The sequence below is a fragment of the Paenibacillus sp. J22R3 genome (assembly GCF_056269305.1).
This window is the reverse complement of sequence record NZ_JBWDNS010000010.1, coordinates 102,551-123,327: the sequence shown is the minus strand read 5'-3', so window position 1 is coordinate 123,327 and position 20,777 is coordinate 102,551. Positions and strand designations below refer to the sequence as shown.

The window sequence follows — 20,777 nt, the reverse complement described above, 5'->3', positions numbered from 1 at the left end:
TAGCAGGCAACGCTTCTGTCTGATTCAAGAAGGGGGAGCGTATGAGGTGAAATTCTCTCTGACGGAAGAACAATTGATGATTCGCGAGATGGCGGCACGGTTTGCGGAGCATGAGGTGGCACGGGAAGCAGGCGGACTGGATGAGGCCGAATTATTCGACAGGCGTTCGTTTGACGCGATGGCGCAGCTTGGTTTTACGGCATTGCCTTGGCCCGAGGAGGAGGGGGGCGCTGGCGGCGGGTTTCTCGGTTTTGTCCTGGTGCTGGAGGAGTTGTCCAGAGTAAGCGCGTCGCTTGGCGCGGCGCTGTGGGCCCATGTTTTTCTATCGGCGTGGCCGTTGCATCGGTTCGGGAGCGTGGAGCTGAAGCGGCATTATCTGAGGAGACTTATCGAGGGCATCAGTATAGGTACGGGTGTGCTGCCGGGGGCAGTAGATCCGGGGACAACACTGCGAATCGGAGTCTCCGCGCAATTGCAGTCGTCGCAGGGTGATGAGGCGCAAGAGGAGTGTTATGTCCTAAACGGTCAGCAAAAATATATCCTTGGCGGCACGACGGCAGATTACTTCATCATTTACGCGGTGACCGGAGAGAGTGCGGGAGGACGACGCAAGCGCTACAGCGCTTTTATCATCGAGAAAGACAGCCCCGGCCTTCTGATTCAGCCGGTCACGAAGAAGCTTGGTCTGCGCTCAGCGGGGATGGCGCATTTAAAGTTTCAGGATTGCCGCGTGCCGAAGAAGCAGCGAATCGGTCGTGACGGTCAGGGCGGCGCGATTGCAGGCCGTGCGGCGGCAGGTGTACGCTACGGCCTTGCCGCAGTTGCCGCCGGTATTACGCAAGGCGCTGCGGAAGCTGCGCTTGGTTATGCCAAGGCGCGTTCGCAGTTCGGCAAGCCGATCGCGAAACATCAGGCAGTGGCTTGGATGCTGGCGGATATGCGGACTGCTGCCGATGCCTCCAAGCTCCTTGTGTATCAAGCAGCTTGGCTGGAGGATCGGGGACTTACGGAGGACGGTGAAGGCTGGGAAGCTGCGCTGGCGCTCAGCTTTGCTGCGGATGCTGCGATGACGTCGACGATCCATGCCGTTCAGGTCTATGGCGGTTACGGCTACATGAAGGAATATCCGGTAGAGCGGTATATGCGAGATGCGAAAGCAGTGCAGATCTTCAAAGGGCTGGACCTCAGTCCGAAGTTGCCCCAGCCCAAAGGAAGAGGCAGTGGCGGAAGGGAAAGGGGGCGACGTCATGGCTGAGCTTGTCATTGTAGGGAGCGCGCGGACGGCGTTCGGCAAGTTTGGCGGAGCGCTGAAGGGGATGAGGGCGACTCAGCTTGGCGGTCTTGCCATTGAAGGTGCACTGCATCGCGGAGGAATATCGCCTGCTGCGGTAGATGAGGTCATTATGGGGATGGCCGTTCAAGCGGGAGCGGGCCAGAATCCGGCGAGGCAAGCAGCGATGCTGGCAGGACTTAGCCATTCGGTACCGGCGGAGACCATCAATAAAGTGTGTGCATCGGGCATGCGGGCGCTGACGATGGCTTCGCAGATTATTAGGGCGGGCGATGCGGAGCTGATCGTCGCAGGTGGCATGGAGAGTATGAGTCAAGTCCCGTATGCCTTGACGGAAGCGCGTATGGGCATGCGGCTGGGGGATGGCCGGGCAGCGGATCTACTGCTTCGCGATGGGTTACGCTGTGCTTTCGCTGATATGCATATGGGTGACTATGCCGACAACATTGCGGCCGAGTACGGCATCAGCCGATTGGAACAGGATGAATGGGCGCTGCGCAGCCATGAGCGTGCCGTTCAGAGCAGCCTGCAGGGTTACTTTCATTCGGAAATTGTTCCCGTTCCGCTGCCGGGTGCAGTGCCGACGAAGAGTCATGTATTCGCGATCGATAAGGATGAAGCGCCTCGCGGAGATACAAGCGCAGCGAAGCTGGCTGCGCTGATGCCGGTATTCGCTGCCGGAGGTTCCGGCACGATTACGGCAGGCAACGCCCCGGGGATCAACGACGGAGCGGCGGCGCTCGTTGTGGCCTCGAAGAGCAGGGCGCTGCAGGAAGGCTGCGCCCCGCAGGCTGTGCTGCTCGGTCATGCCGCGGTTAGCGTGGAGCCGCGCAATTATCCGATCGCGCCGGCTTTTGCCGTGCAGAAGCTGCTGCAGCAGCACGGGCTCGCGATGGATGCGATTGACCGCTTCGAGGTCAATGAAGCGTTCGCGGTCGTTGTCTTGGCCTGCGGGAAGCTGGCAGGCTGGGATGCCGACAAGGTCAACGTGCATGGCGGCGCTATCGCGCTCGGCCATCCTGTCGGAGCAAGCGGCGCGCGGATTATCATGACGCTGATTAACGGATTGAAGCGGCGCGGCGGGGGATTAGGAATCGCAGCGATTTGCAGCGGTGGCGGTCAGGGCGATGCCGTGTTGGTTCGGGTGGATGATAGCTGCGGATAGGTTGGAGCAAAAGGGCTTAGGGAAGGCGGTAGTCAATCATGGCAGATATCCACCATGTGTCGGTCGTCGGAGCAGGCCAGATGGGAAGCGGTATTGCGCTTGTTGCCGCGCAAGCGGGCTGTCAAGTGCTGCTGCATGATGCGGAAGCGGCACGTGTCAGCAAGGCATTGGCGCAAATCGGCATGCAGCTCACCAGCAGCGTTGCGAAAGGCAGAACTACAGAAGGGTCGGCTCTGCAGACGCTTGGAAGGATTACCGCAGCGGCTGACTTGGAGGCGGCCTCCGGCGCTGATCTTGTCATCGAAGCGGTAACTGAAAGCATGCCGGTGAAGAAGGCTCTGCTTGCTAAGCTCGATGGCATTTGCGGGTCGGGGGCGATTCTCGCTAGCAATACCTCATCGCTGTCGCTTACAGAATTGGCAGCGGCGACGGGGCGGCCGGAGCAGGTGATCGGCATGCATTTTATGAACCCTGTACCGGTTATGAAGCTGGTTGAAATCATTCGTGGATTGCGGACGTCGGATGATGTCTATATCGCTGTAGCGAAGCTGGCAGAGAGGATGGGGAAGACGCCGCTGGAGGTGCGGGATTTTCCGGGCTTCGTGTCCAACCGCGTTCTGATGCCGATGATCAACGAGGCTGTGTACACGGTATATGAAGGCGTGGCTTCGATTGAGGCTGTCGACGGCGTGATGAAGCTTGGCATGAATCATCCGATGGGACCGCTGGCATTGGCCGATCTGATTGGGCTGGACACCTGCCTCGCCATTATGGAAACGCTGCATGAAGGCTTCGGCGATTCCAAATACAGGCCTTGTCCGCTGCTTCGCAATTACGTAGCTGCCGGTTGGCTCGGGCGCAAGAGCGGGCGAGGCTTTTACGTGTACGAAGGGGGCTGACCGCTGCCATGCTGCTGCATTTTACGGATGAACAAGAACGGTTGCGCGCCAGGGTACGGGAATTTGCCATGCAGGAAGTAGCCAAAGTCATCCCTGAAATGGAGGAGCATGACCGCTTCCCGGCGCAGCTCGTAAGGGAGATGGGCGCAAGGGGCTTGATGGGGCTGCCTGTGCCGGCTGAATGGGGCGGAAGCGGGCTTGAGCTAACCTCCTATATTCTCACGATTGAAGAGATTGCTCGGGTTAGCGCGACGGTTGGCGTTATTTTGTCGGTGCATACGTCTGTTGGAACGCTTCCGATTCTATACCATGGCACTACGGAGCAGAAGCTGCGATGTCTGCCTAAGCTCGCCTCGGGTGAATGGTTAGGCGCTTTCGCATTAACAGAGCCGCACGCGGGCTCAGATGCCTCGACGATTCGGACGGCAGCGGTCCGACATGAGGATAACTACGTGCTGAACGGCACGAAGGTGTTCATTACGAATGCGGGTGAGGCAGATCAGTACGTGCTGTTCGCTTCCGTGCATAACGGCGTAAACGGCAGTGTAGGCGGGATTACTGCTTTTCTGGTGGAGAAGGATACGCCGGGCTTCCGTGTAGGAAAAAAAGAGAAAAAAATGGGACTGCACGGATCGAACACCTGCGAGCTGATCCTGGAGGATGCGATCGTGCCCGCAGATCAGCGCCTTGGCGAGGAGGCGCAAGGCTTCGCCATCGCCAAATCAGCGCTGAACGGCGGGCGGATCGGCATTGGCGCGCAGGCGCTCGGCATTGCGCGAGCGGCATTGGCGTTGAGCGAGCAGCAGCTGCGTGCGCTGCCGCCAAGGGAACGGAGCAGAACCGCCGCGGAGTATCGGGAGCTCTCGGCACAGGTGGAGGCGGCGGCGCTGCTCGTGTACCGCGCGGCGGATATGCATCAGCGCGGCGTACGCTGCACGAAGGAAGCGTCCATGGCGAAGATGTTTGCGAGCGATACGGCGATGCATGTGACGACGAAGACGCTGCAGTGGTGCGGCGGCGGTGGTTTGGCAGATGAACTGCATGCCGAGCGGTTGTTCCGCGATGCGAAGGTAACGCAAATTTACGAAGGTACGAACGAGATTCATCGGTTGGTGATTTCCGGGGAGCTGCTGCGGGGCAGTTAACGGATAACAGTTACAGTTAATCAGTTGGCAGCTTGCTTGCTTGCGCTCTGTTGTGAAGGGAGATGGGAGCTTATGGGTTCAATGAATCGCAGCTCGCCGGGGCTTCGGCTTCGAGAGGCGCTTCAGCAGGAGAAGCCGCTTCAAGTAGCAGGAGTAATAAATGCTTACGCCGCGCTGCTCGCGGAGTCGGCGGGTTTTCATGCACTGTATGTGTCCGGCGCAGGAGTGGCAAACGCATCGTTCGGGTTGCCGGACCTCGGCATTACGACACAGGGTGATGTGCTTGAGGACGTGCGGCGTATCAGCAGCGCTGTTGATCTACCTCTGCTTGTGGACGCCGATACCGGCTTCGGTTCGGCGTTTAACATTGCGCGCACCGTGCGCGAGATGATCCGCGCCGGTGCGGCTGGTATTCATATCGAGGATCAGGTGGCCGCCAAGCGCTGCGGGCATCGACCGAACAAAGCCATCGTCAGCCCAGCGGAGATGGTGGATCGCATTCGAAGCGCGGCAGATGCGAAGGTTGACGCGGATTTTGTGCTTATGGCACGTACGGATGCGCTCGCTTCGGAGGGAATGGAAGGCGCAGTCGCAAGGGCGCAGGCGTATGTGGAGGCCGGCGCAGATATGATTTTTCTGGAGGCGGCGGGCAGCTTGGAGGAGTATCGTGCATTCACCGATGTGGTTAAGGTGCCGGTTCTAGCGAATGTAACGGAATTCGGGCGTACGCCGCTCTTCACGGTCGATGAGCTGGCAGCCGTGGGCGTATCGCTGGTGCTGTATCCGCTGTCGGCGTTCCGTGCGATGAATGCGGCAGCACTGAAGGTGTATCAGACGATTCGGGAGCAAGGGTCTCAAGCCTCCGTGCTTGGCGGCATGCAGACACGCGAGGAGCTGTACCGCTATCTCGGCTACTACGATTACGAGCGCAAGCTGGATGCGCTGTTCGCCGCACGGAACTCGGAGGAGGAATGAGAGATGACCGTGAAGAAGCCCGGAGGTTTGGCAGGCATTGAAGCCGGTGAAACGGCAATCAGTACGGTAGGCAAAAACGGACTTGGACTCACTTACCGCGGTTATTCCATCGAGGACTTGGCAGAACACGGCAGCTTCGAGGAGACGGCTTATCTGCTCATTCGCGGCAAGCTTCCGAATGTCGATGAGCTTGCGGCTTATCGGCGCAAACTGGCGGAAGCGAGCCAACTGCCGGAGACGCTGCAGCGCATCTTGGAGCTCTTGCCTGCTGATGCCCATCCGATGGAAGTGCTGCAGGTAGGCTGTACCGCGCTCGGGACGATGGAGCCGGAATCGGCATCGGTTGGCACAGCCGATATTGCGGATCGGCTGATTGCTCTGACGGGCCCGATGCTGCTGCATTGGTATCATTTTCATAGGCAGGCTGTTGGTGGGGATGGTTCGTCCGAAGAGTCTCAGTTGGACTCGGCGACTACACATGAATCCGAAGTCTCTGAAGATGCAACCGCCCCGGACAGCTCAGGCGCTGGAGAGATACTAGAAGAAACGTTCGACCTCGACCATTACACGGTTGCGGGTCATTTTCTCTATCTGCTTCACGGCAAACATGCGGAGCATCTCGCGATTCGCGTATTCGATGTTTCGCTTATTCTGTATGCCGAGCATGAGTTTAACGCATCGACTTTTGCCGCTCGCGTAACAGCTTCTACGCTATCGAACTATTACTCCTGTATTGCGACTGGCATCGGTACGCTGCGGGGCAATCTTCACGGCGGAGCGAATGAAGCTGTCATGGAACTAATCACTCAGTTCGACAATGCGGAGGAAGCGGAAGCGGCCACGCGCGCGAGGCTGGCGGCGAAGCAGCTCATAATGGGGTTCGGCCACCGTGTGTACACCGTTTCCGATCCGCGTTCGGACATCATCAAGAAGTGGTCGGAGACGCTCTCGCTGTGGGCGGAGGACAGCCATCTCTATTCGGTTTCGGAAGCGGTTGAACAGGTGATGCGTCAGGAAAAAAGCTTATTCCCCAACCTCGACTTCTACAGTGCGACCGCCTATCATTTCATGGGCATCCCTACGCCGATGTTCACGCCGATCTTCGTCATCTCCCGATTGACCGGCTGGACGGCACACATTATGGAGCAGCGGCAAAATAACCGTATTATCCGGCCGACCGCCGCTTATGTCGGGCCTGATCCGCTGCCTTGGCTCGCAGTTCATGAGCGCCATTAAATGAGGGGGAGGTGCTGCCGCCATGGGATATGGTCAGGATAATATTCGGCCAGAGCCGGATAAAGTGCTTGCCGATATGGCTTCTTACGTAACGGACTACAAGGTGGACAGCGAGTTGGCCTATGAAACGGCTCGCTATTGTTTGATGGATACGCTGGGCTGCGGCATGCTGGCGTTAAACTATCCGGCTTGCACGAAGCTGCTCGGACCGATTGTGCCGGGGGCAGAGATGGAAGGCGGCGTACATGTGCCGGGGACCGCGTTTCGGCTAGATCCGGTGACGGCTGCTTTCAACATTGGCTGTATGATTCGCTGGCTGGATTACAATGACACTTGGCTCGCCGCGGAGTGGGGCCATCCATCCGATAATCTCGGGGCGATTCTCGCTGCCGCCGACTACGCAAGCAAGGTAAGGCAGGCTGCCGGACAGCCTCCGCTTGTCATGCGCGATGTGCTGACTGCCATGATCAAGGCGCATGAGCTGCAAGGCGTGATGGCACTTGAAAATAGCTTCAACCGAGTAGGACTTGACCATGTCGTGCTTGTTAAAGTGGCGTCCACCGCAGTAGCAACGGGCTTGCTTGGGGGGACGAAGGAAGAGATCACGGACGCGTTGTCCCATGCGTGGATTGACGGCCAAGCGCTTCGCACCTACAGGCATGCGCCGAACACCGGATCGCGCAAATCCTGGGCTGCCGGCGATGCAACGAGCCGCGCATTGAGACTGGCGCTCATGGTGCTGCGCGGGGAAATGGGCTATCCGTCCGCGCTGTCGGCGAAGGGGTGGGGCTTTTATGATGTGCTTTTCAAAGGTCGACCGTTCTCGCTCTCGCGTCCATATGGCTCCTACGTTATGGAACATGTGTTATTCAAAATCTCGTTTCCGGCCGAATTCCACGCACAAACTGCGGTGGAGAGCGCCATCGCGCTGCATCCCCTCGTTGCCGATAGACTTGATGAGATCACTCGAATTACCATTACCACGCACGAGTCCGCCATCCGTATCATCGATAAGAAAGGTCCGCTGCACAATCCGGCTGATCGCGATCATTGTTTGCAATATATGACGGCGATTGGTCTGCTCCACGGATCGTTAACTGCCGATCATTACGAGGATGAGGCGGCTGCAGATCCGCGAGTTGACCATTTGCGAAGCCTAATGGAGGTGAAGGAGCGGCCGGACTTCACGGAGGACTATCTGGACCCGGACAAACGCTCCATCGCGAACAGCGTGCAGGTGTTCTTCACAGACGGCAGCGCGACGAATGAGGTACTGACGGAATATCCAATTGGCCACAGGCGTAGGAGAGACGAAGGTATCCCACTGTTAAAGCGGAAGTTCGAGTCCAACCTGCTGACGCGGTTCTCACCGGAGCAGACAGCACGGATTATAGCAGTGTGCGAAGACCCGCAGCTGCTGGAACCGATGAGCGTGAGCGCGTTTCTAGAGCTATTCGCCCCTTGAAGAGAACCGACTCGCTAACTTAGGAGTCGGTTATTTGTTAGCCGCGGTGAACGCGTCAGCTAACTATCGCTAACCTGCTCTAAGTTACTCGTAAGCCTTGGCGGCTCTCAGCCGCCGAAACCCCTCGCCCCTCGACCTCGACAAACGCCTCTTGAGAATCGAAAAAAGCGACTCTCAGAGTCAAAAAAGCCGAAAAACAAAGCCGAGAGTTCAAAAATCGAACTCTCGGCCGCGAAAGTAGGCGGGGACAGCAGACAGCCCCTTCCAAAAATTAACTAACGGTGCAACCGGTAAGGAACCGTCGCAATAACAACGTCCTTCTGGTTGAATAGGTACGCGCGAAGCAGCAAACTCGATTGGTTGTGCAGAATGTTATGCCACCAGTGCCTCGTGATGAATTGCGGAATCAGCACGGTGATATGATCCGTTTCCTGCGTCTTCCATTCGACCGTCTCGATGAAGCGGACAAGCGGGCGGATAATGCTGCGGTAGCTCGATCGCAGTACGATCAGCCGCACGCCGGGATCCCACTCTTCCCATTTCTTCTCGAGCCGCTCGATTTCTTCCTCGTCGAACCCGACATAGACGGCAACCACATTATCCGTCAGCGATTTGGCATAACTGATGGATTGCAGAACAACCTTCGTAATACCAGCGACCGGAACTACGATAGTGCTGCCTTTAATGGCCGGCTTCTCTTTATCAATGTTGATGCGAAGCTCGTCCGCGGTGTTCATATAGTGGCGGTTGATCTTGTAGAACCCGATAATAACGATCGGCAAGAAGATGAAGACCATCCAAATCTGGCTAAACTTCGTGAAAATAAAGATTAACGTAATGATGAGCGTGGTCAACATCCCAATTGTATTAACCGTCAGCCCAACGCCCCAGTTCGCCGGTTTCAGCTTAATCCAGCGGACCATCATCCCAAGCTGCGAGAGCGTGAACGGGATAAATACCCCGACCGCATAGAGCGGAATAAGATTTTCAGTGTCCCCGTGGAACAGGACAACCAAGAGCGCGGAGAACACGCCTAGAAAAATAATCCCGTTCGAGAACCCGAGCCGATCTCCGCGCACCATAAACGCATGAGGCATATACTTGTCTTTGGCCAACATGAACGCGAGCAGCGGGAAAGCAGAGTAGGCCGTGTTAGCCGCAAGGAACAGAATCAATGCGGTAATCCCTTGAATGGCATAATAGAGGACACCTCGTCCAAACGTCGCATTCGCGATTTGGGAAACGACGGTCTCCGTAGCGCTTGGCACGATGCCGTACCAATAAGCGAGCAAGCTGATACCGATGAACATCGCGCCGAGAATGGTACCCATCATGATCAGCGTTGTTGCGGCATTGCGCTCCGCCGGTTTCTTGAAGTTCGGGATCGCATTGGATACGGCCTCAACGCCGGTTAGCGCCGAACACCCGGAGCTGAATGCCTTAAGTAACATGAATAAGCTGATGTTGGACACCGCGGCGCCGATCTCCGGCACATCGGCATGGACGCCGCCTACGATTACTTTTACAACGCCTGCGATAATCAATACGAAGATCGCGCCGACGAAGAGATAGACGGGATAGGCAAGTACGGAAGCGGACTCCCCAATCCCCCGCAAATTCATGACCGTTAGAAATACGATCATAATTAAGGCGATGCTGACCCGATGATCATGCAGCGAAGGGAATGCGGATGTGATGGCGTCCGTTCCTGCCGATGAACTAACGGCTACGGTCAGAATGTAATCGACCAGCAGCGACCCGCCTGCAAGCAGCCCGGTGGAAGTACCTAAGTTATCTTTGGCCACGACATAAGCGCCGCCGCCTTTGGGATAAGCGAAGATGGTTTGACGATACGAAATGATTAGTATTAGTAATAGACCGAGCACGGCAATGGATATCGGAATGGAGTACCACACTGCGGCAAATCCGGCAGCCATGAGTACGAGCAAGATCTGCTCCGTTCCGTACGCGACCGACGACAAGGCGTCGGAGGAAAGTACGGCGAGTGCTTTAAGCTTACTGAGCTTCTCGCCTTCTAGTTCTGCGCTTTTCATCGGCCGCCCGATAAGAAGTCGTTTGAATCGGCTGATCATACATGTTCCTCTCTTCTTTGCATGGGGCATGGAGTGAAAAATTTACAAGGATTTCTATTTTAGATTAACCTAAATGAACAGAATTCATTATAACAGAAATGCCGCTTGTTGGAAGAAGCAGTTTTGCGTGCGTCGATGCTTATTGAAGGCATTCTTCAAGATGATATACTGAGTAGGTACATATTGCCATTCGGGCAGTCATTATGCGGTTAGAGGAGTTGGTAGAGCAGCATGTCAAACGTAATGAAATGGGATGGGCATACGCATACAAAGTTTTGCTACCATGGCAGCGATGCACCATCGGAACACTATGTGGACCGTGCCATTGAGCTTGGTTTTACACGATATACAATTAGCGAGCATCCGCCGCTTCCCGCAAATTGGGTGCAGGATGCGAAGCTGATGTACGAGCTTGCCATGCCCGGCGAGGAGCTCCCTCTCTATATGGCTTATGCGAAGTCGATCAAGCAGCAATATGAAGGGAAAATCGAAATCGCCGTCGGCCTCGAGCTGGATTATTTGCAAGGCGCGCTGCCGTTTACGGAAGCGATCATCGAGCAGTACCAGCAGCAGCTGGAGGATGTCGTTTATTCAGTTCACTACTTACCGGGTAAAGACGGTATGTATTGTGTTGATTTCACGGCAGACGATTTCACGGCAAACCTCTTAAGTTACTACGGCACGATGGAGAAAGTCGTCGACGAATATTATAACCACGTCGAAGCTGCAATTGCTTTCGCGAGTAAGCTTCCGATGCGTAAACGGATCGGTCATATTAATTTGATTGAGAAATTCGCACTCAAGCTCCCGCCGATCGATGAAGCACAAATTCGGAGCCGCTTGACGACCATCTTACCGCTGCTGCAACAAGGAAATATCGGGATCGACGTCAATACGGCGGGTCTTCGTGTGCCTAGCTGCGGCAAGCCTTATGTGCCGGAATGGTTCATGCAGGCATGCATGACCAAGGGAATTGAACTGGTTTACGGCTCGGACGCACATCGTCCTGAGCATGTCGGCTCCGGCTGGGATTGGTTTGAATCGCAATTTGCACGCAGCTAGAAGCTCTGGGCTTATGTAAGGAATATATATTTTTTCGGCCTATCAGTAGGCATTCGCTGTCGCTTTGCGTATAGATAAGCAAAGGACCATAAACCAAGAAGGATTGACGCATATGGGAGAAACAGCGGTTCAAGTGTACGACCCCAGCATTTGGCAAATCAGTTATTTGGAGCTGACGATTCGATTAGTGCTGGCGCTATTTCTAGGTGGTTTGATCGGCTTAGAACGCGAGCTTGGCGGACATTCAGCCGGATTTAGGACACATATTCTCGTTTGTTTGGGATCAGCGGCGATCGTCTTGTTATCGATGTACGGATTTGCTGAGTTTGCTTCCGATCCGAATGTTCGGCTCGATCCGGCCCGGTTAGCGGCGCAGGTGATCAGCGGGATTGGTTTTCTTGGTGCAGGGACGATTCTGCGAACAGGGATCACGGTTTCAGGACTTACGACGGCAGCCTCGCTGTGGGTGGTTGCAGCGATTGGACTTACGGCAGGTGCGGGATTCTATTATGGCTCTGCAGTACTCACACTGCTAGTCGTGGTCAGCTTGTTTTTCCTGAATAAGTTCGAGAAGAAGTTCTCGCGAACCAAGCGCAAGCAGGATCTGGTGATGAAAATCAATAAAGATTCCGCAAGCCTGAACAAAGTAGTCACTCAGCTTCACCACTTCGGCATCCAGATCAGCAAAATCATCGTCGAGAACGAAGAAGCCGCGCAAGGCGATTTCGGCGAGATGCTGATTGTCCGCATGCAAGTGAAGCTTAATTATAAGAAGCGGTTCGAGGAAGTCATCGTTTCGCTTGCTTCAATTGAAGGCGTTATCGGGATTGAAGCCGGTGGAGAATCGCTTTAAGATGGGAGATGATTCAGATGGGGAAAGAACTGCATTACCGCGAGGACGGCACGTTTACCATCGTGCAATTTACAGATCTTCATTGGCAGAACGGGGAGCCGGGCGACATCCTGACTCGATTGCTGATGGAGCGGGTGCTCGACAAAACTTCTCCAGACTTGGTCATCTTTACAGGCGATGTGATTTACAGCGATGACTGCATCGATCCGAAGCAGTCGTTCCGCGAGGCGGTGCGTGAAGTCGATGCCCGGGGAATCCCGTGGGCAGCCGTGTTTGGCAACCATGACTCCGAGCATGAGGTCACGCGAGAAGAGTTGATGGACGTCCAATTGGAGCATGAGCATTGCGTGAGTCAGGCAGGACCGGAGGGGATTACCGGTGTAGGTAATTTCGTGCTGCTGGTCAGAGAGCCCGGCAGCGGCAAGCCGCATCATGCCCTCTACCTGCTCGACAGCGGGAGCTATTCCGAGAATCCGAATCTTGAGGGGTATGCCTGGATCAGCCGTGACCAGATCGATTGGTATACGGAGCAATCCGCGGCACTGACGGATGCAAACGACGGTGAGCCGCTTTCCTCGCTCGCATTCTTCCATATTCCTTTGCCCGAATACGACGAAGTATGGCGCAAAGAGCTGTGTTATGGCAGCAAATACGAGAATGTCGCATGCGCGCCGATCAATTCCGGCATGTTCACGGCGATGGTGGAGATGGGCGATATCGTAGGAACTTTTTGCGGGCATGATCATGTCAATGATTATTGGGGCGAAATGTATGGCATCAGCCTTTGTTACGGCCGGGCCAGCGGGTATCAGACCTACGGCCGGGAAGGCTTCCCCCGGGGCGCGCGCGTCATTAAGCTGAACAAGGGAGCGCGGGCGTTTACAACCGAGATCCTGCTGGATGATGGGACGGTCATTCGCGAGCCGAAGGCACATTACCCGAAAGGGATGGAATAGAATGACGGAGCTGTCTCGAACGTGCGCTGATGCGCGGTTTGAGACAGCTTTTTCGTTGCTCGGAGCAAGTGACCGGGCTGTGAATGCGTCCAAAAGTTCGTGACAGCTGGTGAAATTTTGCCACTCGTATGCTACCCTTATCTGGAAGAGTAGGCGAGGAGCAAACCGCGATGAAGCAGGTACTGATTACAGGCTATAGAGCAACAGAGCTGGGCATCTTCTCGGCCAAGCATCCCGGCATCGCCATTATCAAGAAGGCGCTGAAGAAGCAGATTACGGCTCTTGCGGAGGATGGACTGGAGTGGGTGATTGTAAGCGGCGGCTGGGGTGTGGAGCTGTGGGCAGCGGAAGTGACCATCGAGCTGAAAGCCAGCTACGAGAGCTTGCGCCTCGCGATTATTACGCCTTTTCTGGAGCAGGAAGAGAACTGGAACGAGCAGAAGAAAACGACGTACAGCGAGATTCTGGCTGGCGCGGATTACGTGAGCGCTATCTCTAAGCAGAAATATGATGGACCATGGCAGTTCAAAGCGAGAGATCGTTTCCTGCTCGATAACTCCGAAGGACTCATTCTCATCTATGATGAGGAACAGGACGGGTCGCCGCGTTATGTGCTGGAGCTGGCTAAGCAGCATGCCGAGATCACGCCTGACTACCGGATCATTACGATATCCGGCTACGATTTGCAAAGCATTGCAGAGGAAGAGCAGCTGCATGAATATGAGTAAAAGCGAGGATGACCTATGCCCCAATTAAGCGTACGAGGCGTTGAAACGTCTATTTTGGTGGAAGTGAGCAAGGATTTGGTCGAAGAAATGGCCGGTATCTGTCAGTGTGGCACCGATAATTTCACCATTGACGGGCTGCATATGATTTCTGTGTTCGGAGGCGAAACGGTGCCGACTTATCCGTTCGTCGAGATCGCTTGGTTCGATAGGGGGCAAGTCATTCAAGATGAGCTTGCCCATGCCGTAACGAAACATCTGAATAAGGCCGGTGTCGGTGAAGTTGAGGTTGCGTTCAAGGTGTATCAAGAAACCGCCTATTATATCAACGGTCGTCCTTGTGCGACGCCGGAATAGCGCAGCTGCAATCAGTTAGCGGCTGCCTGCTACCTGCTGCCTGAAGTCTTTAAGTCTTAGCGATTGTTCGGCTCTGTCTGAAGGTGCGAGGTGACTCGCCCTTCTCCCTTTTGAACATTGTACAGAATTGAGCATCGTTCGAGAAACCGCATTCCATTGCTATGGTAGTGACAGGGAGTGCGGAATGCAGGAGCAGATGCTCGGCTTTCTGAATGCGCTTACGGAGTAAATAGGAAATAGGCGATACACCGAATTTATCCTTAAACAGATGCCGGAAGTGGTGGTAGCTGTAGCCGACCATTTCAGCCAATTCTTCGATCGTAATCTTCTGGTTGCAGTTCTCGTCGATGAACGCGCGCGCGTATAGAAGATGATCAACCGATCCTCCCGATGTGCCGGTATTCGAGGCTCGCTGATGCGCGATTACGATGGAGCTGATGTAATGATTCAACTGGTCGGCATAATAAGCGCGCTGTTCCTGCATTTCCTCAATCATCTTCAATAGAAGCGGCAAGATGGGGGAAGAGGGATCATCCTCATAGAGCCCTTCTTGTACCTGCAGCTCCCTCCTAGATAACCGAAAGCCGACAAAAATAACATCCGTATCCTCTGTTCGCCGCTCGTCATGCAGTGTACCTGCCGCAATGATCGTATACGTGCCGGGTGTGTAGGTATAGACCGTATCGTTGAAGCGTGTAACGCCTTTCCCCGTTTGATAATAGACCAGCTCATAGCAGGTATGATCATGCATCGGCATATACGAATGCGCGTGCCTCGTAGCTTGAAACAGAAAATCCATTTGTGCCAGCATCCTACATGCTCCCCTCCTGTTATCCTAGCCAAATCATGCAAACAAACAGCCATATCCTATAATCTTCATCTGCGGTATTCGTTGTAGAATAAGCGTAGCAAGCGAGAAAAATCCTGCATTCATAACCACATCATAAAAGGAATACAGGATATATTCAAGGAGGATGACAAGGGACATGGCCGAATTTCCAAAATTGCCTCAGCAAAAGCTTCTACAGCGTTTAGAACATCCACAGCGCAAGGTTCGCATGGTATTGGATACGGATACATATAACGAGATCGACGATCAATTCGCCGTCATCTATGCATTGAAATCACCGGAGAGCGTCACGGTTGAAGCTTTCTATGCCGCTCCATTCTTCAATGATTTATCTGTGGGTCCGAAGGACGGGATGGAGAAGAGCTATAATGAGCTTCTCAAAATCCAATCGATCATGCCGGAGATGACGGATATTCCGATCTACCGGGGTTCGGAAGGATACCTGGCAGAAGCCGGCGTTCCTCAAGAGAGCGAAGCGGCAAGAAACCTGGTGGAGCGGGCAATGGCCTCCAGCGAAGACGATCCTCTGTATGTAGTTGCGATCGGAGCCATCACGAACGTTGCTTCCGCCCTGTTGATGGAGCCGCGAATTATTGAGAAAATCGTTGTCGTCTGGCTCGGCGGACACGCGCTGCATTGGCATGATACGACGGAATTTAATCTAGCTCAAGATCTTCATGCCTCCCGTACGGTTCTTAATAGCGGAGTTCCGCTTATTCTGGTCCCTTGTGCCGGGGTAGCCTCCCACTTGGCGACAACTTTGTCCGAGGTCGAGGATTATGTCCGTGACAAAGGGCCGCTCGGCCAATACTTGTACGAAACTTTCCGGGATTGCAGCAACAATCACTTCGGCTATTCCCGCGTGATCTGGGACATCTCGACCATTGCTTATCTGGTCGATCCAAGCTGGATTCCGAGCACGCTTGTTCACAGTCCGCTGCTGTCAGAGGATTTCCGCTGGAGCGTTGATCATTCCCGCCATTTCATTCGCTGTGCCCACTATGCGCACCGTGACTTCGTATTTAAGGATTTGTTCCAGAAGCTCGGCGAATAACGCAGCGACAATATTTATACGTAATAAAAAGGTGGCTCAGAGGCTTGATTCTGAGTCACCTTTTTTTCATCCGCCCCGCCTAATTAGCAGGGCTTGCTTTCGACAAGGGGGCCACGAGCAAAACAAAAGCTGCCACAAAAGTCAGTGGTACACTTTTGTGACAGCTTCCTATTAGTACTGCGCCATATAAGCTTCCAGCGTTTCGCCCTTCTTCTTGATTTCCTTTGCAATGGAAACGCCGACGTAACGGATATGCCACGGCTCATACATGTAGCCCGTTTCGTGTTCTTTGCCAATCTCGTAGCGAATGATGAATCCATAGTCCGCTGCGTGCTCTTTCAGCCATTTGCCTTCTTTCGTTTCACCGAAGCTCTTATCCAGATCGTATTTGACGCTGGCGCTCGACACATCCATCGCAAGTCCGGTTTGATGCTCGCTTTGTCCCGGATGTGCACTGAACGTATTGGCTTCTTCCTCGCCGTTCTTCTTGGCGTAGTTGTTGAAGATGGAACGTTGAGAAGCATACGAGCGATAGCCGGATACGGCTTTCAGCTCAATGCCGTCTTCTTTGGCACCGGCAAACAGCTTCTCCAGCGCCGTCGCCGCAATCTTGCGCAGCTGCTGCTTCGGATTGTCGCCGGAGAAGGAGAAGCCTACCTGTGCTTTCACGAGATCCTTCGGCACGTAAGTCGATTCGAGCTCACGCGTCTTATTGACGAGGACAAGCTGGCTGTCCGTATTGGTTACATAAGCGACACCGTCCTTCTTCTTAATGGTGCGAGACGGAGAATTCTCGTGCAGAAACGCGGTTAATGTAGATTGATTGCTGCCCGTCTGGGCATTGGCGGATGTATCGGCGTTCGATTTTCCGGGATCAGACGTGCCTGTGCCAGCACCTGTGCCTGCGGAGCCGGATGTACCGTCCTTGGGATCGGACTTGCCGGTTCCCGAATCACCATTCGTACCGGTACTCGTCTTTATTGGACTTGTCGGCGCATCATGACCTGCAGCTCCCGAGTTGCCGGTGCTTTGTTCATTGCTGCCCGAATTTGTTTTGCCGAATAAGTTGTTGGTGCATGAAGTTTGGGTCGTTAGAATAACGGCACTAAGCGCTGCGCCGAGGATGAGATAGGACATACGGGTATTCTTGTTCAATTGCGGTTCCTCCTATGAATAAAGCGCAAACCATAATAAAGATAATTATAGACGCTAGAATCTCATTTACAACTGGTCACTGCTTCCAAGCATGTCTTGCAGCCTATACTAGATTTAACGAATAGATGTCATAACATGTTGCATAAAGGCGTCTGTTGTCACAATTTGTAAAACTTTTATCTTCCCATTCCATCCCAAATGCTGTAAAATGTCGCTGTAACTTCTACTACTAGCACACGGAGGAATCATGGTGACTCACAAGCATTACTTCTCGTTTGGCCGTAAGATGATGGTGGCATTAATTACGATTATCGTTGCTTTCACGACATTCCATACCTACGAGGTCCAGGCGATGGATGTATGGGGAATATTCAAACAAGCACAGAAGCTCGATCAGCAGGGTAAATATGCGGATGCAATTGTAAAATACAAACAAATTGCGCCTGAGTTTCTAAAGAAGCAAGAGTACGGTAATGCAGCCGGCATGTACCGCCGCATCGGCGACGATTACGCCAAGCTGAAGAAATATGACGATGCCGTAACGAACTGGGATAAGGAAGCGTTGTATACCGGCAAAGCGAATATGACGCAAATGAGCATTGCCGCGAAACGCAAGGCCGATCAGCTTCGCAGCTCGGCACGACTGTTTGTGGAGACTACAGCTTCCGCACTCGGTTCATCGAACACGCACGGAGCGATATTCGAACCGAAGAATGGCGCCTATATCGGTGCTTACGCTGAACTTGATCCGGCGGTTCACAATGCCAAGACGGCCAAACCTTTCTACACCGAGGGGTTCCCGGCGCTTACGGGTAAGGATCACGCAGCTTATTTGATTTATTTTACATATGGGAAGCCGCTTTCAAGTATTAAGAGCCATATCGATCACGCCCGTGAGGCCGGAGTCGCCTTGCAGCTTGGCATCCAACCGCTTGATGGGCTTGGCGTAGTACAAGATGATGCGTATTTGCGCCAGCTGGCACGTGATATTGCGGCATCCGGCGTCAAGGTGTTCCTGCGTTTCGCGAACGAAATGAATGGGGACTGGGTACCTTGGCATGAAACGAATCCGAAGAATTACATCGATAAATTCCGTATTGTTGCGAAGGTCTTCCACGAGGAAGCGCCGGATAATGTGGCCATGGTTTGGGCGCCTGACCGCTCGCCGGAGTATAACATTAACGACTACTACCCTGGTGATGATGCAGTGGATTGGGTAGGGGTCAGTCTGTATACGATCTTTAACCCTACTCTTGACCCGCTGAAGCAAGGGGAAGACCGTTCGAGCCATTTGGAGAAATTCGATTATATCTACAAGCAGTATGCGTCGCGTAAACCGGTTTATATTTCCGAAGGCGGCGTAGCGTACATGTACCCGGAGAAGAAACAAGATAAGACGGACTGGGCCGTGTACAAAATGAAAGAGTTTTACGCTTCTCTGCCGATGCTGTACCCGAAGGTAAAAGCGGTATTCTGGTTCGACAGCAACCATGATGCTTCCGCTCGGATAAAATATTATATGCTTTCGGCCAATCAGAAGCTTCTGGAGGGCTACAAGCAGTCTGTTGCGAATCCATTCTATCTGAGCGGGCTTGGCGATGAATCACCGGTGGCTTACAAGCCGATTAATACCGCTTCGCCGGTACCGGCATCGACGCAGAAGGTTTCGGCCTATGTGAAAACATGGTCACCGACACTAAGCAAAGTGACCTATGAGATCGGCGGCAAGACGGTAGCCACGGTAACTGCGCTGCCTTGGACGGCACAGATCGATTTTGCACCGTATAAAGGGAAGAAGATTGAAGTGGTGGTCAAAGCGTTCGACAGCAAGAATGTTCTCGTGACGACGCAGAAGGTTGCGATTGCGGTGAAATAAGAAGCGAAGCAGAGAAATTAACATGCAAAGCTCCGATAGGTACAGCACTTGACGTTCTCCATGGAGAGCTCCGGTTGCTGCGATGTCGGAGCTTTTTTGTACATTGAGGCAGGTCAGCGTTACAATAGGGAGAAATGATGTGAATAGAGAGAGGGGGAAGCCGGCGATGAACGAGCCGATTTCTTCATTGCAAGAGCAGCTTACAGCGGCACAAGCCGAGATTGAGCAGCTGCGCGGGGACAAGCTCCGTCTGCAGCAAGAGGTAGCAAGGCTTCGCGGAATGCTGCGTGCGGGAAGTGCGGATAACATGTCCACCAGGCTGAAGGATGCGCTGCGGGAGTAGAATGCGGGATATAATGGCAAAGATGTGAAAATTGCTGCCTCGTGCACTGGAAAGCGAGCGAAAAAAAAGCTACAATACAACTAGTACAAACAGACGAGGTGATCTGAAATGGAAGAAAACCAAACGACGCCGGAAACGCAAGAGCAAGAGCCGAAGAAAATTTCCCTTGCTGAAGCGATGAAACAGAAGCTGGCACAGAAGAAACAAGAACAGGCGAATTTGAACAATAAGCAAAAGCATGGTCCAGGCGGCAACCAACAAACGATGAAAAGCCAAAACCACAAAAAAGTAAACAATCAGCGCAAGAAAATGGGCGTATAGCAGCGGAACCGAAGAACTGAGGGTGAATTTCACCTTCAGTTTTTTTAAATTAGTTGGAGTCGAAGATGAAGTTGGAGGGAGAACATGTCATGCTGCAGCAACTGACAGGCATCGGCGCGGGAGAGCGCCATGCCGCCATAATTTTGAACAGCTACAACCGGCTGCTGGGCAAGCCGTTGATTCCGCGGGCAGAACAGGAGTCGGCAGCTGAGGCTTTATTCCATGCGGATCTCGTGGTACTTTCACATGGTACGCAGCAAGACCCGGTACTCAATTACGGTAACCGCGCTGCATTGGCGTTGTGGGAAATGGAATGGGATGCTTTTACGCGAATCGAATCGAAGCATACGGCGGAGCCAATGATCCAAGAGGAACGGCAGCGATTTCTGGAAGCCGTCGCGGGGCAAGGGTATATTGACGATTACAGCGGCATCCGAATTTCCAGCAGCGGCCGACGTTTTCGAATCGAGCAGGCGATCGTATGGAATTTGTACGATGAAGCCGGCGAGTATTATGGACAAGCGGCGGCTTTTGCGAACTATACTTTGGTGTGAAGAGGGGAAGATAAGCGGATGGAAGCGTTACTTACCTATTGCTTGTCCATGCCGGGGGCGCAGAAGGATTATCCGTTTGGGCCGGATCCATTGGTGATGAAGGCAGGCGGCAAAATGTTCGCGATCCTCACGGAAAGCAGCATGTCCTTGAAATGTGATCCCATTATCGCGGAGAATCTGCGGCAGCAATACGAGGCGATCACGCCCGGCTATCATTTGAACAAGAAACACTGGAACTCCATCGCGCTCGATGGATCGATTCCGCAAGACGAGCTGCAGGATATGATTAAACACTCTTACGAGCTTGTGCTTAAAGGGATGACGAAGGCGGAGCGAAGCCGTATTGCGGAGCTGGCTGGTTTGAAGGGCTAGATGGATCGCCGATGCATACATAATAGGGAT

Annotated in this window: 21 protein-coding genes; 18 read left to right on the top strand and 3 right to left on the bottom strand. The window is 53.8% G+C overall.

Features of this window, described 5'->3' with window-relative positions:
* Window positions 1-46: 46 nt before the first annotated feature.
* From AC0YN4_RS29345 to AC0YN4_RS29315, 7 genes are all read left to right on the top strand, one after another.
* Window positions 47-1,255 (top strand): acyl-CoA dehydrogenase family protein, encoded by a 1,209-nt coding sequence (locus tag AC0YN4_RS29345; RefSeq protein WP_475784248.1) that lies wholly within the window; start codon window positions 47-49, stop codon window positions 1,253-1,255.
* Complete coding sequence (locus AC0YN4_RS29340; RefSeq protein WP_475784249.1) at window positions 1,248-2,456, top strand: acetyl-CoA C-acetyltransferase; 1,209 nt, start codon at window positions 1,248-1,250, stop codon at window positions 2,454-2,456. Before AC0YN4_RS29345 ends, AC0YN4_RS29340 begins: the two co-directional genes overlap by 8 nt.
* A 38-nt stretch (window positions 2,457-2,494) precedes the next feature.
* Window positions 2,495-3,355: a 3-hydroxybutyryl-CoA dehydrogenase gene (locus AC0YN4_RS29335; RefSeq protein WP_475784250.1), complete on the top strand. Its 861-nt coding sequence runs from the start codon at window positions 2,495-2,497 to the stop codon at window positions 3,353-3,355.
* Between the two features lie 8 nt (window positions 3,356-3,363).
* Window positions 3,364-4,500 carry an acyl-CoA dehydrogenase family protein gene (locus tag AC0YN4_RS29330; protein ID WP_475837447.1) on the top strand — a complete coding sequence of 379 codons (1,137 nt, stop codon included), beginning with the start codon at window positions 3,364-3,366 and terminating at the stop codon, window positions 4,498-4,500.
* A gap of 72 nt (window positions 4,501-4,572) precedes the next feature.
* Window positions 4,573-5,475, top strand: coding sequence for a methylisocitrate lyase (gene prpB / locus AC0YN4_RS29325; protein WP_475837446.1), 903 nt, complete (start codon window positions 4,573-4,575; stop codon window positions 5,473-5,475).
* A gap of 3 nt (window positions 5,476-5,478) precedes the next feature.
* Window positions 5,479-6,711 (top strand): citrate/2-methylcitrate synthase, encoded by a 1,233-nt coding sequence (locus tag AC0YN4_RS29320; RefSeq protein WP_475837445.1) that lies wholly within the window; start codon window positions 5,479-5,481, stop codon window positions 6,709-6,711.
* A gap of 22 nt (window positions 6,712-6,733) precedes the next feature.
* On the top strand, window positions 6,734-8,176 hold the full coding sequence (locus AC0YN4_RS29315) for a bifunctional 2-methylcitrate dehydratase/aconitate hydratase (protein ID WP_475837444.1): 1,443 nt from the start codon (window positions 6,734-6,736) through the stop codon (window positions 8,174-8,176).
* 275 nt (window positions 8,177-8,451) lie between these two features.
* Here the strand turns inward: AC0YN4_RS29315 and AC0YN4_RS29310 are convergent, their stop codons facing one another.
* Window positions 8,452-10,269, bottom strand: coding sequence for an APC family permease (locus AC0YN4_RS29310; RefSeq protein WP_475837443.1), 1,818 nt, complete (start codon window positions 10,267-10,269; stop codon window positions 8,452-8,454).
* Between the two features lie 231 nt (window positions 10,270-10,500).
* Between AC0YN4_RS29310 and hisJ the strand changes: the two genes are divergently transcribed.
* From hisJ to AC0YN4_RS29285, 5 genes are all read left to right on the top strand, one after another.
* Window positions 10,501-11,331, top strand: coding sequence for a histidinol-phosphatase HisJ (gene hisJ, locus AC0YN4_RS29305; protein WP_475837442.1), 831 nt, complete (start codon window positions 10,501-10,503; stop codon window positions 11,329-11,331).
* Between the two features lie 112 nt (window positions 11,332-11,443).
* Window positions 11,444-12,184: an MgtC/SapB family protein gene (locus tag AC0YN4_RS29300; RefSeq protein ID WP_475784256.1), complete on the top strand. Its 741-nt coding sequence runs from the start codon at window positions 11,444-11,446 to the stop codon at window positions 12,182-12,184.
* A 17-nt stretch (window positions 12,185-12,201) separates the two neighbouring features.
* Window positions 12,202-13,140, top strand: a complete 939-nt coding sequence (locus tag AC0YN4_RS29295) for a metallophosphoesterase family protein (RefSeq protein WP_475837441.1) — start codon at window positions 12,202-12,204, stop codon at window positions 13,138-13,140.
* A 170-nt stretch (window positions 13,141-13,310) separates the two neighbouring features.
* On the top strand, window positions 13,311-13,868 hold the full coding sequence (locus tag AC0YN4_RS29290) for an SLOG family protein (protein WP_475837440.1): 558 nt from the start codon (window positions 13,311-13,313) through the stop codon (window positions 13,866-13,868).
* A 15-nt stretch (window positions 13,869-13,883) separates the two neighbouring features.
* Complete coding sequence (locus AC0YN4_RS29285) at window positions 13,884-14,222, top strand: DUF1904 family protein (RefSeq protein WP_475837439.1); 339 nt, start codon at window positions 13,884-13,886, stop codon at window positions 14,220-14,222.
* Window positions 14,223-14,271: 49 nt separating this feature from the next.
* Here AC0YN4_RS29285 and AC0YN4_RS29280 read toward each other — a convergent pair whose 3' ends face one another.
* Window positions 14,272-15,033 carry a helix-turn-helix transcriptional regulator gene (locus AC0YN4_RS29280; RefSeq protein ID WP_475837438.1) on the bottom strand — a complete coding sequence of 254 codons (762 nt, stop codon included), beginning with the start codon at window positions 15,031-15,033 and terminating at the stop codon, window positions 14,272-14,274.
* A gap of 175 nt (window positions 15,034-15,208) precedes the next feature.
* Here AC0YN4_RS29280 and AC0YN4_RS29275 point away from each other — a divergent pair, with 175 nt between their 5' ends.
* Window positions 15,209-16,126 carry a nucleoside hydrolase gene (locus AC0YN4_RS29275; RefSeq protein WP_475837437.1) on the top strand — a complete coding sequence of 306 codons (918 nt, stop codon included), beginning with the start codon at window positions 15,209-15,211 and terminating at the stop codon, window positions 16,124-16,126.
* Between the two features lie 171 nt (window positions 16,127-16,297).
* On the opposite strand, the gene AC0YN4_RS29270 is transcribed toward AC0YN4_RS29275, so the two are convergent.
* Window positions 16,298-17,281, bottom strand: a complete 984-nt coding sequence (locus tag AC0YN4_RS29270) for a M15 family metallopeptidase (protein ID WP_475837436.1) — start codon at window positions 17,279-17,281, stop codon at window positions 16,298-16,300.
* Window positions 17,282-17,528: 247 nt separating this feature from the next.
* On the opposite strand from AC0YN4_RS29270, the gene AC0YN4_RS29265 reads away from it, so the two are divergent.
* The 5 genes from AC0YN4_RS29265 (at window position 17,529) to AC0YN4_RS29245 (ending at window position 20,747) form a co-directional block, all read left to right on the top strand.
* Window positions 17,529-19,157, top strand: a complete 1,629-nt coding sequence (locus AC0YN4_RS29265; protein WP_475837435.1) for a glycoside hydrolase family 26 protein — start codon at window positions 17,529-17,531, stop codon at window positions 19,155-19,157.
* Between the two features lie 166 nt (window positions 19,158-19,323).
* Window positions 19,324-19,500 (top strand): hypothetical protein, encoded by a 177-nt coding sequence (locus AC0YN4_RS29260; RefSeq protein WP_475784264.1) that lies wholly within the window; start codon window positions 19,324-19,326, stop codon window positions 19,498-19,500.
* 108 nt (window positions 19,501-19,608) lie between these two features.
* The gene (locus AC0YN4_RS29255) at window positions 19,609-19,821 is read left to right on the top strand and encodes a hypothetical protein (protein ID WP_475784265.1); all 213 of its coding nucleotides are present in this window, start codon (window positions 19,609-19,611) and stop codon (window positions 19,819-19,821) included.
* A gap of 89 nt (window positions 19,822-19,910) precedes the next feature.
* A complete protein-coding gene (locus AC0YN4_RS29250) occupies window positions 19,911-20,375 on the top strand; it encodes an MEKHLA domain-containing protein (protein ID WP_475784266.1) in 465 nt (154 codons plus the stop codon).
* 18 nt (window positions 20,376-20,393) lie between these two features.
* Entirely contained in the window at window positions 20,394-20,747 is a 354-nt protein-coding gene (locus AC0YN4_RS29245; RefSeq protein ID WP_475784267.1) for an MmcQ/YjbR family DNA-binding protein, read from the top strand.
* Window positions 20,748-20,777 lie beyond the last annotated feature (30 nt).